The sequence below is a fragment of the Reyranella sp. genome, from assembly GCF_052439685.1.
Classification (GTDB): Bacteria; Pseudomonadota; Alphaproteobacteria; order Reyranellales; family Reyranellaceae; genus Reyranella.
Genome location: NZ_JBQVQG010000011.1, coordinates 66,317 through 81,716 on the forward strand (window position 1 = coordinate 66,317; position 15,400 = coordinate 81,716).

Here is a 15,400-nt window from a genome sequence, read left to right on the forward strand (position 1 = left end):
CTCAAGCCGCTTTGCGGGCCGTGACGGCATATTGCGCGCCCATCGGCAGCCAGGCCAGCAGGGGATCGATGGGCCGGAGAAATGCCAGGCCGGGCGGCATGAACATCAAATAGTCGGTATCGAGTTCGTACCGCGCCGCGCCGAGCAAACCGTGCCGGACCTCGCCCGCGTCGAGGAGGATGGCGTTGCGGTCGATCGGCGTGCGGGCGATGACGTAGGGCACCAGCGGATTGCGCGGATTGTGCTCGAAGACGTAGATTCGGCCACCCGGTTTCAGCACGCGGCCGAGCTCGGCATAGACCGCCGGCCGCTCCGCGACCGGTACATGATGCAGGACGGCGCTGATCATGACGATGTCGAAGGCTGCATCGGCGAACGGCGTGCGGGCGCCCTGCTGCGGGGCCAGTTCAGGCGGTGTGCCGAGGTCGCGCGGCCAGCGGCGCTCGACCTGCCGCAGCATGCCGGTCGAGATATCACAACCGGTGAACGCGCCCTTGCCGCCCAGCCCGATCAGCACACGCATCAGGCTGCCAATGCCGCAGCCGTAATCAAGCACCGAAAGCCCGCCGGTCGACAGCGCAGGCTCTTTGCGCAGCAGCCAGCGTGCCTTCACGGCGATGAACTGGTCGGGTGAGCTGCCCGTCAGGCGCTTGATGGGATTGTCGAGGCCGCCCTCGTATTCGGCAGCGTAGTCGTCGAATTCCGCCGGCTCGCCCGACCAGGACGGCGGATCGGACGCGCTCACGTCGGCCCTCCGTCCTGGCCGCCGACGATGTCGCGGATCATGAACAGCGGCCGGCCCTTGCTCTGGTCGTAGAGGCGACCGAGATAGGCGCCGATGACGCCCAGCATCAGGAACTGCATCCCGCCCAGCAGGCCGACCGCCGCCATCAGCGACGTCCAGCCCGGCAGCGTGTGGCCACCCCACCAGCCCACGATCGAGTAGATGAAGAAGCCGAAGCCCAGGGCCGCCATGATCCAACCGATGGTCATCGAGGCCATCAGAGGCACGACCGAGAAGGAGGTGATGGCGTCCGCAGCGAAGCGGACCATCTTGGCGATCGGATACTTGCTCTCGCCCGCCACCCGCGCGTGACGATCGTACACGAGCGGCACCTGCCGGCCGCCGATCCAGGCCACCATGCCGCGAATGAACCGGTGACGCTCGGGCATGGCAAGCAAGAGGTCCAGCACCCGGCGCGTCACGAGGCGGAAATCGCCGGCATCGGGCGGAATTTGCACGTCGGTCAGCCGCGCGATCAGGCGGTAGAAGGCGGCGGCGGTGGCGCGCTTGAACAGGCTCTCACCCTCGCGCTGGCGACGCTGTCCATAGACGACGTCGGCCCCCCCATCCATCAGTGCCATCATGTCGGGCAGCAGTTCCGGCGGATCCTGCAGGTCGGCATCGATGATCAGGATGCGCTCGCCCCGACACACCGATAAGCCGGCGGTGAGCGCCAGCTGATGACCATGGTTGCGCATCAGCCGCACCGCGACGAGCCGCGGATCGCGACCGGCCGCCTCTTCCATGACCTCCCAGGTGCGATCGCGCGAGCCGTCGTCGACCAGTACGACCTCGCTCGTGCCCCCGAGCCTGTCCAGGACGGCGCCGATCCGACGCAGGAATTCGGGCAGGGCGTCCTGCTCGTTGTAGCAGGGCGCGACCACGGAAACGGCCGGGCGGGGTGCGGATTTCATAGCGGGGGAGCAATAACCCATGCGCGGCGGGAAAACGAGCCGCCCTTCCCGTCTTCCCCGTCTCCCCAAGCGCGGCGCAATCGGCTATCAAGCGGCATCATGACGTCCAACGACAACGACCATCGCGGCCTGCTGCCGGCAGGGCTCGCCGACCTGCTGCCTCCCGACGCGGCGCGCGAAGCACGCGCCATCGACATCGCCATCGAACGATTCGCCGCCTTCGGCTACGAGCGGGTGAAGCCGCCGCTGGTCGAATTCGAGGAATCGCTGCTGGGCGGACCCGGTGCCGCGCTCGCCTCGCAGACCTTCCGCCTCATGGATCCGGTCTCGCAGCGCATGATGGGCGTGCGTCCCGACATGACGGTCCAGGTCGCGCGCATCGCCGTGACCCGGCTGAAGCACGAGCCGCGGCCGCTGCGCCTGTCCTATGGCGGCAACGTGATCCGCGTACGCGGCAGCGCACTCAAGCCGGAGCGGCAGTTCGCCCAGGTCGGCACCGAATTGATCGGGGTCGACAGTGCCGAGGCCGATGCCGAGGCCGTGCTTCTGGCGGTCGAAACCTTGCGAACGATCGGCGTTTCCGACCTCACGGTCGATCTCAACCTGCCGACGCTGGTCGCCGCCGTGGCCAACGGACTGAACCAGCCCGACGAGACGCTCGGTCGCCTGCGCCGGGCACTCGATCGCAAGGACGAAGGCGGCATCGCCAAGGCCGCCGACGACACGAAGGTGGCGGCTCTCTTCGCCGGCCTGCTCCGTGCCGCCGGCCCCGCCGACAAGGGCATCGCCCAGCTGGGGGCGCTGGACCTTCCCGAGGCGGCCGCCGCCGAGGCGGCACGCCTTGCGGACGTGGTGAAGCTCATCGTCGCGGCCGAGCCGGACCTGCCGCTGACGATCGATCCGGTGGAGTATCGCGGCCTCGAGTACCAGACCGGCGTCTCCTTCTCGGTTTTCGCCCTCAAGGGGCGGGAGGAGTTGGCTCGCGGGGGGCGCTATTCCGCGGGCTACCCCGAGGACGGGGTCAGCGAGCCGGCAACCGGCTTCACCGTCTACATGGATGCAGTGCTGGCGGCCTCCGAGCCGCCGCCCGAGCGGCCGCGGCTCTATGTCGGGATGGGAACGCGGTGGGACGACGCGGCCCTCTGGCAGGCAAAAGGGTACGCCGTCGTGCGTGCCGTGGTCGCAGCACCCGAGCCCCGCACCGAAGCAAAGCGCCTGCGCTGCAGCCACGCGCTGATCGACGGCCAGGCCGTTCCCCTCTGAGGATGCATTTCGCCTCGCTCCGGGCGAGGGGAAGTGCTATCCGACATCACGCCTCTCCGGAACCGGCCCCGGGGAGGCGTTTTCGTGTCTGAAGGGAACCGGCCGAAGGAAAATGCAATGGCCAATGTGGCAGTGATCGGCGCCCAGTGGGGCGACGAAGGCAAGGGCAAGATCGTCGACTGGCTGAGCGAGCGCGCCGAGGTCGTGGTGCGCTTCCAGGGCGGTCACAATGCCGGCCATACGCTGGTCATCGGCAACCAGACCTACAAGCTGGCCTTGCTGCCGTCGGGCGTGGTCCGCCCGGGCAAGCTCTCGATCATCGGCAACGGCGTGGTGATCGACCCGTGGCATTTCCTCGAGGAAGTGAAGAAGGTCACCGAGCAAGGCCTGTCTGTGACACCGGCCAGCCTGAAGATTGCCAATCACGCCGTGCTGATCCTGCCGCTGCACCGCGACCTCGACGGCTGGCGCGAGGATGCGCCCGGCGTCATCCGGGTGGGGACGACACGCCGCGGCATCGGCCCCGCCTACGAGGACAAGGTCGGCCGCCGAGCCATTCGCGTCGGCGATCTCGCCGAACCGGACATGCTGCCGCTTAAGGTCAATACGCTGCTGGCGCATCACAACGCCCTGCGCACGGGCCTGGGCCAGCCGCAGATCGACGCCGCCCAGCTGACCGCCGAGCTGCTCGAGCTGGCGCCGAAGATCCTGCCTTTCGCGGAAGATGTCTGGGAGCGCCTCGACGGGCTGCGCGCCGCCGGCAAGCGCATCCTGTTCGAGGGCGCGCAGGCCACGATGCTCGACATCGATCACGGTACCTATCCCTACGTCACCTCGTCCAACACGGTAGCGGCGCAGGCCATGATCGGCAGCGGCATGGGCAACGGCTCCGTGGGCTACGTGCTTGGGATCGCCAAGGCCTATACGACGCGCGTCGGCGACGGCCCCTTCCCGACCGAACTGACCGACGAGATCGGCCAGGGTCTGGGCGATCGCGGCAAGGAATTCGGCACCAACACCGGCCGTCGCCGGCGCTGCGGCTGGTTCGACGCCGTCATGGTGCGCCAGGCGGTGAAGCTGAACGGGATCGACGGCATCGCTCTCACCAAGCTCGACGTCCTGGACGGTGAGGAGATCATCAAGGTCTGCGTCGGTTACGAGCTCGACGGCAAGCGCATCGAGCGCTTTCCCTTCACCATGGGCGCTCAGGCCAAGCTGAAACCCATCTGGGAAGAATTCGAAGGCTGGAGCGAAAGCACCCAGGGTGCCCGCTCCTTCGCCGAACTTCCGGCGACCTGCATCAAGTACGTGCGGCGCGTCGAGGAACTGGTAGGCTGCCCGGTGGCGCTGCTCAGCACCAGCCCGCAGCGGGAGGATACGATCCTGATGACCGATCCGTTCCGCGATTGATCGTGGAATACCTCAACGAACTGCTGGCACGCGCAAATCTCGGTCCCTGGGACAGCTGGACCATGCAGTACCGCGTGCTCGCCGTGGTCGTGGGCCTGCTCCTCGCCTACTGGGTCCTGCAGCTTCTGCTGCCGGTCGTGTTTCGCGTGCTGCGGCCCTTCATCTTCCTGGCGGTCATCCTGGCCGCCGTCTGGGCCCTCTTCCCGACCGAGACCTGCTCGATCGAGATCCTGTCGAAGATCCCGAAGCTCTGCGCCCGCTGACGCGAGCGCGCCAGCGGACAGCCAAGCCTCACGTCACCCCCTACTTCAAGCTGACGTTCGTCAGGTCGACGAACCAGGATTGCGCCGGGACGAAGCCCTGCACGTTCTTGCTGAAGGCGCGCGGGTTCAGGTCGTGCACGATGTAAAGCCACGGCGGGTTGTCGACCAGCCGCTCGTGCGCCACCTTGAAGTTCTGCAGGATCGTCGCCTCGTCCGTTGCTTCGGCCAGGGTCTTGAGCGCCATTTCGAATTTCTCGTCGTTCCACTGCTCGAAGTTGGACCCCATCGGCGAGAAATTCGCCGCGGCGAAGTAGCGGTACATCATGCCGACGTCGCTGGATGGCGAGCTCACGTTGAGGGCCATCGCCCCATTGAGCGACGGCGCATCGGGCGTGGCACGGCTGGCGTTCAGCAGCACCTGCCACTCGACGGCATCGACCTGGACGTCGACGCCACAGGCCTGCTTCAGGTTCTCCTGCAATGCCTCGTTCATCGGCAGCGGCAGCATCTGACCCGAACCCGACGTCGAGATCATGACCTTGAAGGACAGCGGCTTCTGCGGCGTGAACCCGGCCTCGGCCAACAGCTTTTTGCCCTTCGCCGGATCGAACGTGTAGCGATTCACGGGATTGCCGAACGCGGCATCCGTTGGCTTCAGCCAGCCGACCGAAGGCTCGGCGGTACCGTTCAGCATCGAGACGATGGCGCTGCGGTCGATGCAGTAGTTCAGCCCCTGGCGCACGCGGACGTCGGCCAGCGGGCTGTTCTTGGCGGCCATGTTGTAGAACCACGGCCAGACGTGCGGGTAGGAGTTGGTCGAGATCACGTAGCCCGCCTGCTTCAGCGAGGGAATACCGTCCGGCGGCGGCACCTCGATCCAGTCGACCCGCCCCGAGCGCAGCGCCGCCAGGCGCGTGTTGGCCTCAGGGATCGGCAGCAACAGGACCGCATCGACCTTGGCCTTCTTTCCGGCATCCCAATAGCCGTCGTTGCGGCCCAACGAGACCGACTGGCGCGGCACGACCTTGGTGATCTTGAACGGTCCGGTGCCGGCGCCCCCGGCGGCAGCGACCTTGTTCCAGTCCTTGCCGGCCTTTTCCCACTGCGTCGGCGAGGCGGTGAGGATGTAGGGCACCATCCACGGGAAATAGGAGGCAACGACGGTCGTCGTGAGAGCCACCGTGTTGTCGTCGATCTTCTTGTAGCTGGCGAGAATCGGCACGCGGGAGCGCATGATGCCGGCAGCGTTTGCCTCGAACTGCGCACTGTCCTTGTTGAAGATTCGCTCGAGGTTCCAGATCACCGCGTCGGCGTTGAAGTCGGTGCCATCGTGGAACTTCACGCCCTTACGAAGATTGAAAATCCAGGTCTTCTTGTCGTCGGGCGCCTGCTTCCAGCTCTCGGCAAGGCCGGGCCTCAGAGTGGCAAGCTGGTCCGACTTCGACAGGTCGAACAGGACGAGGCCCTCGAAGATCGGGAAGCCCAGGAAGCGCATGCCCTCGAAGCCGTTGTTCGGCATGCCGGTGGTGGTCGGGATGTCCGACGCCGTCATGGCGATGCGCAGCGTCTTCTCCTGGGCCTGCGCGGCCGATAGCGGCAGCAGGGACGCGGCGGCCAATGCCACAGCGAGACGGAATCGGCGAAGGCTCATGCATGTGCTCCTGAAGTCAGCTCCCCAGCAGCGACATGCAATCAGCGGGCCATCAATTCCTCGAAGCGGTTGAGATAGTCGTGCGCGTGCGCCTTGTAGTCGGCGCCGGGTATCCGCAGGTGAATGTCGGAAACCATGGCCCACAGGGCTTCGCGCAGTGCACTGGCGGCCTTCATGGCCCGGAAGGCGCGGTGCAGATCGCCCGGCCCCTTGCCCCCGAAATAGGCATACAGGAGCGCCTCATCCTCGGCCTCTTCGAACGAGCCATTCGCCGACAGGTTGGCCAGGTCGAACAGGGCGGTGCCGAAACCGCCATACTCCCAGTCGATGAGCCAGAGGCGCTCGCCATCGTCCAGCACGTTGCCCGGCAGCAGGTCGTGATGCCCGAAGACGACGGGCATCGGTACCTGCGCTTCTTCCAGCGTCCTGTTCGCTTCCAGGTAGCGTGGCACGTCGACGGCGAACGGGCTCTGGGATCCGGCGATCAGGCGCCCATAGTCGCGAATCACGTGGAAGACCCAGAAGAAGTTTGGGGGACCGGCGAGGTGCTGCCCGACGGAAAGGTGGCATTTGCGCAGGAGGGGCGCGAGACGACGGATGTTGGCTCGCAGGTCGGCTTCGCTGAACGTCCGCCCCTCGACGTGGCGCATCACCAGGATGCCGGGCTCCGTATGCATCACTTCAGGCGACAGACCCGCGGCATGGGCCGCGATCGAAGCAGCACGTTCGCGATCACGAAACACGTGATGGACCGGAATGTCGTCGCCGCAGCGCACGACGAATTTCTCGCCGGCATCCGCCACGACGTAGGACAGGTTTGTGAGGCCGCCCAGCAGCGGCGCCACCGTCACGGGGCCACGCCAGCATGCCAGGCCGGCGATTCTCCGTTCGAGATCAGTCACGGACTTTTCGCATCGCGCGTGGTCTCCGAACCGTCATGCACTCGATCATTTCACGAGCCACGGCGGCACGCTACCCTCGCGCCCTTCTCGAGGAGGAAATGAATGCCCGACGCAAACGTCCCCAACACCATCACCGGCCGCGATGCGTTCCTGCGTGTGCTGAAGGACGAGGGCGTCACCAAGATGTTCGGCAACCCGGGCACGACCGAGCTGCCGATCATGCATGCGCTCTCGTCAGCCCCGGAGATGGGCTACGTGTTGGCCCTCCAGGAGGCTGTCGTGATCGCCATGGCCGACGGCTATGCGCGGGCCTCCGGCAAGCTGGTTTCCTGCAACGTCCATGTGGCACCGGGCCTCGGCAATGCAATCGGCTCGATTTACACCTCGATGATGTCGGGCACGCCGATGATCGTGACGGCCGGCCAGCAGGAACAGGGCCACGGGCTCACCGAGCCCCTGCTCTACGCGCCGCTCGTCCCGATCGCCCAGCCGGTCGTGAAATGGGCGACCGAGGTCAACCGCATCGAGGACCTTCCGCGGATCCTGCGCCGTGCCGCGAAGGTCGCCATGACCGCCCCCACCGGACCGGTGTTCATCTCCCTGCCGGGCGACATCCTGAACAACGAGGCCGCCATCGACATGGGCGAAGTGACTCGCGTCGACACGGCCGTGCGCCCGAGCGATGCGGCGCTCGAACAGCTCGCGAAGCGCCTGCTCTCGGCAAAGAAGCCGGTCATCCTGGCCGGCCACGAGATCGCGACGTCTGACGCCTTCGCCGAGGCCATCGAGTTCGCCGAGACGCTGGGCGCGCCGGTGCTGCAACAGACCGTGGCCTGGGGGGCGCACTTCCCCTCCGAGCATCCCGCCTATCTCGGCGCGCTGAACCGTGACCAGAAGTACGTGCGCCGCGTGCTGTCCGACTACGACCTGATGCTCTGCGTCGGCTCCGACGTGCTCAAGATGTCGGTGTGGAGCGAGACCGAGCCGCTGCCCGAGACCACCAAGGTGGCGATGATCGGCTTGCGCGACTGGGAGATGGGCAAGAACTTCCCGGCCGAGATCGCACTGCGCGCCGACGTGAAGGAGACGCTGAAGGCTCTGGTGCCGCTCCTGAAGAAGCTGGGAGGCACCACGCTCGCCGAGCAGGCCAAGGCGTCGCTCGCCGAGATCGCGACGCGCAACTGGAGCGCCCAGCGCGCCCAGAAGGCGGCCAGGGTCGCGACGCCGACGAGCGGACCGCTGCCCGCCGAATGGCTCATGATGCGTCTCAGCGACAGGCTGCCGAAGGACGCCATTATCGTCGAGGAAGGCCTCACCAGCACGTCGACCCTGCCGAGCTATTTCCCGTTCCGCGACCGCAACAGCTTCTTCGGCAATGTGAGCGGCGGCATCGGCTGGGGCATCGCCGCGGCCGTCGGCGTGCAGATCGCCGAACCGACGCGCCGCGTGGTGGCCGTGATCGGCGACGGCAGCGCGATGTACTCGATCTCGGCGATCTGGAGCGCCGCCAACCAGAAGCTTCCGGTGATCTTCCTGATCACCAACAACGAAGGCTACCAGATCCTCAAGAACCGGCTGAAGCTGTTCCATGGCAACGACACGCCGATCGGCATGGACTTCAACGACCCGCCGATGAACATCGCGAAGATCGCCGAGGGTTTCGGCCTGCCGGCCGAGCGGGTCGACACGGCGGAAGGCTTCGACGCGGCCCTCGACCGGGCGCTGGCGCGGACCGATGGTCCGACGCTGATCGAAGCCATGGTGAAGAAGGGCTGACGAGGAGACGGATGATGCCGGAGGTCAGGCACGCTTTCGTCGAGACACGCGGTTTTCCGACCCATGTGGCCGAGGCTGGCAGAGGCGCGCCCTTGCTCCTGCTGCACGGCTGGCCGGAATTCTGGGCGACCTGGGAGCCGATGTTCGATCGGCTGTCCGATCGCTTCCGGCTGATCGCGCCGGACTTCCGCGGCTTCGGCGAGAGCGGAAATCCCAACACCGGACCTTCTGACCAGGCCGGCCCGGACGTGCTGGCTGACGACATCGTGGCCCTGCTCGACCGGCTGGGCATCGCCAAGGCCGGCTTCGTCGGCCACGATGTCGGCGCCTACGTGATGCAGCGACTGGCGATCCGGCATCCCGACCGCGTGGCCGGGCTGTTCTTCTTCAATTGTGGCACCCACGGCGTCGGTACCCGCTGGCGAGATCCCGAACAGATCAACGAGATCTGGTACCAGACCTTCCATCAGATGCCGTTCGCGCCCGCCATCGTCGGCGCCTCGCGGGATACGTGCCGGGCCTACTTCCGGCATTTCCTGAGCCACTGGTGCCATCGCAAGGACGCGTTCGACAACGTGCTGGAGCGCTGGGTCGACAACTTCATGCGACCCGGCAATCTCCAGGGCGGCTTCAACTGGTACATCTCGCAGAATGCCGGGCGGCTTGCCGTGATGGCCGGAACGGCACCCAAGCCGCCGATGATCACCCAACCCGCCCGTGTCCTGTGGGGTCGCCACGACCCGGTGCTGAAATCGGCCTGGATCGACGTCGTCGGCAACTATTTCGACAACGTCGAAGCCGGCATCGCGGAGGATGCCGGCCATTTCGTCCACTATGAGCAACCCGATCTCGCGGCACGAGAGATCGCGAGGTTCTTCGAGCGGATCGGCCACGGCGCGTAACAATGAAGGTTCGTCTCAATGAAGGCCGTCCAGACCGCTGATCTCAGTTCCATCGACAACTATGCCCTGGCCGACCTGCCCGCGCCCCGGCCGCGCGAAGGCGAAGTTCGAATCAAGGTCGCTGCTTGCGGGGTCGGATTCGTCGACTCTCTGGTTGCGCTCGGCCGCTATCAGGTCAAACCGCCCTTGCCTCACGTACCCGGTGCGGAGATCGGGGGCTTGGTCGATGCGCTGGGGCCAGGGGTCATGGGACTTGCAATAGGAGAGCGCGTCCTGGCGCAGGTGCGCGGCGGCTTTGCAGAGTATGCCATCGCCTCCGAACGGGCCGTCAGCCGCATTCCCGACCGGATGAGCATGAGCCAGGCCGCTGGATTTCGTGTCAACTACGGCACGGCCCTGCACGGGCTTCGCGATCGCGCGGCACTCAAGGCCGGGGAGACCCTGGTCGTGATCGGCGCGGCCGGTGGGGTCGGATTGGCGGCAGTCCAGGTCGGTCGGCTCCTCGGCGCCAATGTCATCGGTGTCGCCTCGACCGAGCAGAAGCGCCTCTTCGCGGAAGAGGCAGGTGCAGGAGTCACCCTCGACCGGACCATGGAAGGATGGCGGGATCGGCTGAAGGCTGTGGCTCCGCAGGGCATCGATGTCGTCTTCGATCCGGTCAGCGGCCCCCTGCTGCAGCCTGCGTTCCGGTCGCTTGGATGGGGCGGGCGCTATCTCGTCGTCGGCTTTGCGGGCGGCGACATACCGGCCTTGCCGGTGAATTTGCCCCTCCTCAAGGGAGCAGCCCTCATCGGCGTAGACTATCGCCAGTTCGGCGCGGTGTTCGAGGTCGGCGTCGCGGCCAGCGAACTCGACGAACTGCTCGCCTGGGTCGCCAAGGGCGAACTCAACGTGCCGGTCGGCAGAACCTTCGCTTTCGGCCAATACCGCGAAGCACTCGAGTATGCGCTCTCCGGTGACGGAACCGGCAAGACCATTCTGGTGGTCGATCCAAGCCTCGCCTGAATCGATTTGAAGGCAGTTGAAGTAGGTGTTTCAGAAGCACCGACGAGTAACATTGTTGCGCCAACGGTCACTCCTCCACGGGAGACGGGGGGTGCAACACTCGATTCATTTGTTTCGTTTATTTCGTTTGTTTCGTTTATTCGCCATGCCGCCGCCTCTTCAACGGCCTGCTAGGTCGCCTTCTCGTGCTTCTTGATGGCCGGCATCATGCCGGTGGGGTCGACCAGCTTGCCGTGCGCCAGCATGTTGTGGGCATGGGCCAGGTGGTGGAGCGCGAAAGAGGTCTGCATGGCACCGACGCGGCCCTGTGCGTCCTGGGCCGCGTTGATGGCCTGCTTCACGAGCTTCAGCGCAAACAACGGCTTCTGGGCGATGCGTTCGGCCATGGCGAGGCCGAAGGGCTCGAGGTCGGCACGCGGCACGACATGGTTCACCATGCCGAGGCGATGCGCCTCGGCGGCCTTGATCCAGTCGGCGGTGAACAGAAATTCCTTCGCCTTGCGGATGCCCATCTCCCACGGATGGGCGAAGAACTCGGCGCCGCCGACGCCCATGGCCACCGAATGGTCGAGGAATTCAGAGTCCTCCGAGCAAACGATCAGGTCGCATGGCCACATCAACATCAGCCCGCCGATCATCACCTTGCCGTGGACCAGCGCCAGCGTCGGCTTGGGGATGTTCCGCCAGCGCTCGCAGAAACCCAGGTAGATCTCCTGCTCACGCGCGTATTGCGCCTCGGCGCCGGGCTTGCCGAAGCCGCCCCAGGTGCCGACGGTTTCGTGCTTTGACATGTTGCCGTGCCCGTCGACTTCACGCAGGTCATGACCCGACGAGAAGTGCGGGCCGTTGGCCGACAGCACGATCACCTTCACCGCGTCGTCATGAGCGGCGCGGTCGAAGGCCTCGTTCAGCGCATAGAGAAACGCCGTGTCCTGGGCGTTTCGGGTATCGGGACGGTTGAGGACGATGCGGGCGATTGCGCCCGGTAGCGTCTCGTAAAGAATCGGCGACGTCGTCATGGCAGGCTCCCGGATGATCCCGGGAGCCTACCGTACGGACCGTTCCTCGTCGCTCAGGCGCGCGCCGGCTGAGTCGTGGGCCGGGCCGCTGCCTCGACGACCATGTTCTTCATGGCCTTCTGCAGCTTGTCGAAGGCGCGGACCTCGATCTGGCGCACCCGCTCGCGGCTGATGCCATACTTGGCCGACAGGTCCTCGAGCGTCTTCGGCTCGTCGACCAGACGCCGCTCCACGATGATGTGGCGCTCGCGGTCGGTGAGCTGCTTGAGGGCTGCAGCCAGCATTCCCTTGCGCTGGCCCAGTTCCTGGCTTTCGCCAAGCCGGGCCTCCTGGTTGGGCGAATCGTCGACCAGCCAGTCCTGCCACTCCATGTCGCCTTCGGCCTTGACCGGCGCGTTGAGCGACGAATCGGGGCCCGACAGGCGGCGATTCATGTTCACCACCTCTTCCTCGGGCACGCCGAGGCGGGTGGCGATCTTGGTCACCTGCTCGGGCGTGAGGTCACCCTCCTCGATGGCCTGCATCTGGCCCTTGAGCTTGCGCAGGTTGAAGAACAGCTTCTTCTGCGCCGCGGTGGTGCCCATCTTCACGAGCGACCAGCTGTGCAGGATGTATTCCTGGATCGAGGCGCGAATCCACCACATGGCATAGGTCGCCAACCGGAAGCCGCGGTCCGGATCGAACCGCTTCACCGCCTGCATCATGCCGACGTTGCCTTCGGAGATGAGTTCGGCGACCGGCAGGCCGTAGCCGCGATAGCCCATGGCGATCTTGGCCACGAGGCGAAGATGGCTGGTCACGAGGCGATGGGCGGCTTTCGAATCGCCGTGCTCGCGCCAGCGCTTGGCCAGCATGAACTCTTCCTGCGGCTCGAGCAGCGGAAACTTCCGGATGTCCGAGAGATACCGGCTGAGATTGCCCTCGGGCGTCAGGGATGACGGCAGGGCGGGAAGGTTTGCGGTGGCTGCACTCATGGCTACTCCCCCTTTCGTACGCGGGATGGCCGGTGAACGAGCATTTAGCACTCTCGTCCTCCGACTGCTAAATCCGACTGTAGAAGTCGGAATGGTCCCGGGTCAATATAATTCCTACTAATCCCCTCGGGTATTGGGGATTTTACTTAACGCTGTTCAGCGTTCGGACCAACTTCCTGAAGTCTTCAGGCAATTCTGTGGCAAATCTTACGTTCTCCCCCGTCTTTGGATGTCTAAAGGCGAGCACAGATGCGTGAAGAGCTTGCCGCGGGAACAGTTTCAACGCCTCGGGTGCAGCGCCGTTGCGGGATTTGCGGCCGTAGACTGGGTCTCCCACCACCGGGCAGCCGATATGGGCCATGTGGACACGGACCTGATGGGTCCGGCCCGTACCAAGCTTGGCCCCCACGAGACTCGCGATGGGCGCGAGAGCGGGCCCGAAGCGTTTCTCCAGCCAATATTCAGTGAAGGCGGCCCGGCCGCCCGTCTTTCGCACCGCCATGCGCTTGCGATCGACCGGGTGCCGTCCCAGCGCCTCCTGGACTGTCCCGCGCTCGGGCTTCGGCGCGCCCCAGACCAAGGCCGTATAGATGCGTTCGAGGTCGTGGGCCGCGAACAGTTTGGACAGCGCATGATGGGTCGCATCGTTCTTGGCAACGACCATGACGCCCGACGTGTCCTTGTCGAGCCGGTGCACGATCCCGGGCCGGCGCACGCCGCCGATGCCGGAAAGGCTATCTCCGCAATGGGCCAGAAGGGCGTTTACCAACGTCCTGTCGGGATTACCGGGCGCGGGGTGCACCACCATCCCGGCAGGTTTGTTCAGGACCAGCAGGTCGGCATCCTCGAACAGGATCTCCAGCGCCAGATCCTGAGGCTGCGGAATGGCCGGTTCGGGTTCCGGAATGTCGACGATGACGACATCGCCCGTTTTGACCTTGCGGGACGGCTCTTCTATCGTCTGCCCCCCCGCAAGCGCTACGCAGCGGCCCTCGATCAACGCCTTCACGCGGCTTCGCGTGAGAGAAGGCAAGGCAGCAGCCAGCGCGCGGTCCAGCCGTTCGCCGGCGGCGCTCTGGTCGAAGGTCACGGTGTGGCGACCGGCTTCGCTCATGGAGTTTTCTTGGCGTCCCCTGCTCAGGCCTCTGCACCACTCTGGCTGAAGGTGCTGGTGATCGGAATGGGCCTGCTGATCGTGGTGGGCTTCGTCGTCGCGGTCGCCGAGATCGCCCGGCGCATCTCTACGCCCAACGCCGGCCGTTCGCCAGCATCGGAAGGCAGCCGCTTCACCGAGCGCATCGCGCTGCCCTCGGGCGCCCGGATCGTGTCGATGAACGCCGTCGGCGATCGCCTCGTCGTGCATGTCGAGACGCAGGGCGGGCCCGCGTCCGCCTATGTCGTCGACCCGCGCAGCGGCGCCCTTCTCGGCACGATCGAGTTCCCGCCCGGCGCCGGACGCTGAGCAACGACGCATCCATGCGAGGACAGGAATGAATTTCCGAAGCGACAACGAAGTGGGCGCGCATCCCGCCGTCCTCGAAGCGGTGACACGCGCCTTTTCCGGTGGAAGTACCGCACCGTCCTACGGCGCCGACGACTGGACCCATCGCGTCGAACGGAGGCTGCGGGACATCTTCGAAAAGCCCGATCTGGTCGCCTTCCCGGTCGCGACCGGCACGGCCGCGAATTCCCTCGCCCTCTCCTGCTGCACGCCCTCCTGGGGGTCGATCTACTGCCACGCCGAGGCGCATATCGTCGTCGACGAGGCCAATGCGCCCGAATTCTTCACCTCCGGCGCCAAGCTCTCCCCCTTGCCGGGCACCGCCGGAAAGATCGACCAGAAGAAGCTCGCCGAGGCCCTTGCCCAGCCGGTCTATGGCGTGGTGCACCACCCGCAACCGGCGGCCGTCAGCATCACCCAGGCTACCGAGTGCGGCACCGTCTATGGTCCCGACGAGGTGACCGTCATCGCCACGACTGCGCGTCGCCACGGGCTGAAGCTCCACATGGACGGAGCGCGCTTCGCCAACGCCCTCGCCTTCGTCGGCTGCTCGGCGGCCGAGCTCTCCTGGATGTCGGGCGTCGACGTGCTGAGCCTCGGCGCCACCAAGAACGGCACCCTTGCGGCCGAGGTCGTGGTCTTCTTCGAGCCCGATCTCGCCCGGGAATTCGAGTTCCGCCGCAAGCGCAGCGGTCATCTCTTTTCGAAGATGCGGTTCCTGTCGGCCCAGCTGGAGGCCTACCTGACCGACGGACTGTGGCTCGACAACGCCGGTCATGCCAACGCCATGGCGCGCCGTCTCGTCGCCGGCCTGACCACGCTCAAGGGCACGCAGCTCCTCTACCCCGTCCACGCCAACGAAATTTTCATCATCCTGCCCGCGCGCATGCATGATGCGCTGCAGGCCGCGGGGGCGCAGTATCATCCCTGGCCGTCGGATCGGCCGGGCGAACGCGCCTTCCGCCTCGTCACCGCCTTCGACACCGAGCAGGCGACCATCGATCGGTTCCTGAATATCGCCAAGACAGCAGCGTGA

General features: G+C 65.9%; 15 protein-coding genes. 8 read left to right on the forward strand and 7 right to left on the reverse strand.

Annotated features, from left to right (window positions below; translation table 11 throughout):
- Window position 1: 1 nt before the first annotated feature.
- Window positions 2-745 (reverse strand): class I SAM-dependent methyltransferase, encoded by a 744-nt coding sequence (locus tag ACT6UX_RS15855; RefSeq protein ID WP_444776127.1) that lies wholly within the window; start codon window positions 743-745, stop codon window positions 2-4.
- Window positions 742-1,698, reverse strand: coding sequence for a glycosyltransferase family 2 protein (locus ACT6UX_RS15860; RefSeq protein WP_444776128.1), 957 nt, complete (start codon window positions 1,696-1,698; stop codon window positions 742-744). The genes ACT6UX_RS15855 and ACT6UX_RS15860 overlap by 4 nt, the downstream gene beginning before the upstream one ends.
- 99 nt (window positions 1,699-1,797) lie before the next feature.
- Here ACT6UX_RS15860 and ACT6UX_RS15865 point away from each other — a divergent pair, with 99 nt between their 5' ends.
- From ACT6UX_RS15865 to ACT6UX_RS15875, 3 genes are all read left to right on the forward strand, one after another.
- Window positions 1,798-2,961 (forward strand): ATP phosphoribosyltransferase regulatory subunit, encoded by a 1,164-nt coding sequence (locus ACT6UX_RS15865; RefSeq protein WP_444776129.1) that lies wholly within the window; start codon window positions 1,798-1,800, stop codon window positions 2,959-2,961.
- A gap of 117 nt (window positions 2,962-3,078) precedes the next feature.
- Window positions 3,079-4,371 (forward strand): adenylosuccinate synthase, encoded by a 1,293-nt coding sequence (locus ACT6UX_RS15870; RefSeq protein WP_444776130.1) that lies wholly within the window; start codon window positions 3,079-3,081, stop codon window positions 4,369-4,371.
- A gap of 2 nt (window positions 4,372-4,373) precedes the next feature.
- Window positions 4,374-4,634: a hypothetical protein gene (locus ACT6UX_RS15875; protein WP_444776131.1), complete on the forward strand. Its 261-nt coding sequence runs from the start codon at window positions 4,374-4,376 to the stop codon at window positions 4,632-4,634.
- A gap of 40 nt (window positions 4,635-4,674) precedes the next feature.
- Here ACT6UX_RS15875 and ACT6UX_RS15880 read toward each other — a convergent pair whose 3' ends face one another.
- Both ACT6UX_RS15880 and ACT6UX_RS15885 read right to left on the reverse strand, forming a co-directional pair.
- Window positions 4,675-6,285: an ABC transporter substrate-binding protein gene (locus tag ACT6UX_RS15880; RefSeq protein ID WP_444776132.1), complete on the reverse strand. Its 1,611-nt coding sequence runs from the start codon at window positions 6,283-6,285 to the stop codon at window positions 4,675-4,677.
- 41 nt (window positions 6,286-6,326) lie between these two features.
- A complete protein-coding gene (locus ACT6UX_RS15885) occupies window positions 6,327-7,187 on the reverse strand; it encodes a phosphotransferase (RefSeq protein WP_444776133.1) in 861 nt (286 codons plus the stop codon).
- Between the two features lie 102 nt (window positions 7,188-7,289).
- On the opposite strand from ACT6UX_RS15885, the gene ACT6UX_RS15890 reads away from it, so the two are divergent.
- The 3 genes from ACT6UX_RS15890 to ACT6UX_RS15900 are packed head-to-tail and all read left to right on the forward strand — an operon-like array spanning window position 7,290 to window position 10,870.
- Window positions 7,290-8,963, forward strand: a complete 1,674-nt coding sequence (locus ACT6UX_RS15890; protein WP_444776134.1) for a thiamine pyrophosphate-binding protein — start codon at window positions 7,290-7,292, stop codon at window positions 8,961-8,963.
- A gap of 14 nt (window positions 8,964-8,977) precedes the next feature.
- Window positions 8,978-9,865 carry an alpha/beta fold hydrolase gene (locus ACT6UX_RS15895; protein ID WP_444776135.1) on the forward strand — a complete coding sequence of 296 codons (888 nt, stop codon included), beginning with the start codon at window positions 8,978-8,980 and terminating at the stop codon, window positions 9,863-9,865.
- An 18-nt stretch (window positions 9,866-9,883) separates the two neighbouring features.
- Complete coding sequence (locus ACT6UX_RS15900; RefSeq protein ID WP_444776136.1) at window positions 9,884-10,870, forward strand: NADPH:quinone oxidoreductase family protein; 987 nt, start codon at window positions 9,884-9,886, stop codon at window positions 10,868-10,870.
- A gap of 170 nt (window positions 10,871-11,040) precedes the next feature.
- Here ACT6UX_RS15900 and ACT6UX_RS15905 read toward each other — a convergent pair whose 3' ends face one another.
- From ACT6UX_RS15905 to ACT6UX_RS15915, 3 genes are all read right to left on the reverse strand, one after another.
- Window positions 11,041-11,889, reverse strand: a complete 849-nt coding sequence (locus ACT6UX_RS15905) for an enoyl-CoA hydratase (RefSeq protein ID WP_444776137.1) — start codon at window positions 11,887-11,889, stop codon at window positions 11,041-11,043.
- A 53-nt stretch (window positions 11,890-11,942) separates the two neighbouring features.
- A complete protein-coding gene (gene rpoH / locus ACT6UX_RS15910) occupies window positions 11,943-12,863 on the reverse strand; it encodes an RNA polymerase sigma factor RpoH (protein WP_428683510.1) in 921 nt (306 codons plus the stop codon).
- A 142-nt stretch (window positions 12,864-13,005) separates the two neighbouring features.
- Window positions 13,006-13,977, reverse strand: a complete 972-nt coding sequence (locus ACT6UX_RS15915) for an RluA family pseudouridine synthase (protein ID WP_444776138.1) — start codon at window positions 13,975-13,977, stop codon at window positions 13,006-13,008.
- Window positions 13,978-13,986: 9 nt separating this feature from the next.
- Here ACT6UX_RS15915 and ACT6UX_RS15920 point away from each other — a divergent pair, with 9 nt between their 5' ends.
- Together ACT6UX_RS15920 and ACT6UX_RS15925 are read left to right on the forward strand one after the other, a co-directional pair.
- Window positions 13,987-14,325, forward strand: coding sequence for a DUF6476 family protein (locus ACT6UX_RS15920; protein ID WP_444776139.1), 339 nt, complete (start codon window positions 13,987-13,989; stop codon window positions 14,323-14,325).
- 28 nt (window positions 14,326-14,353) lie between these two features.
- Window positions 14,354-15,400, forward strand: a complete 1,047-nt coding sequence (locus ACT6UX_RS15925; RefSeq protein ID WP_444776140.1) for a threonine aldolase family protein — start codon at window positions 14,354-14,356, stop codon at window positions 15,398-15,400.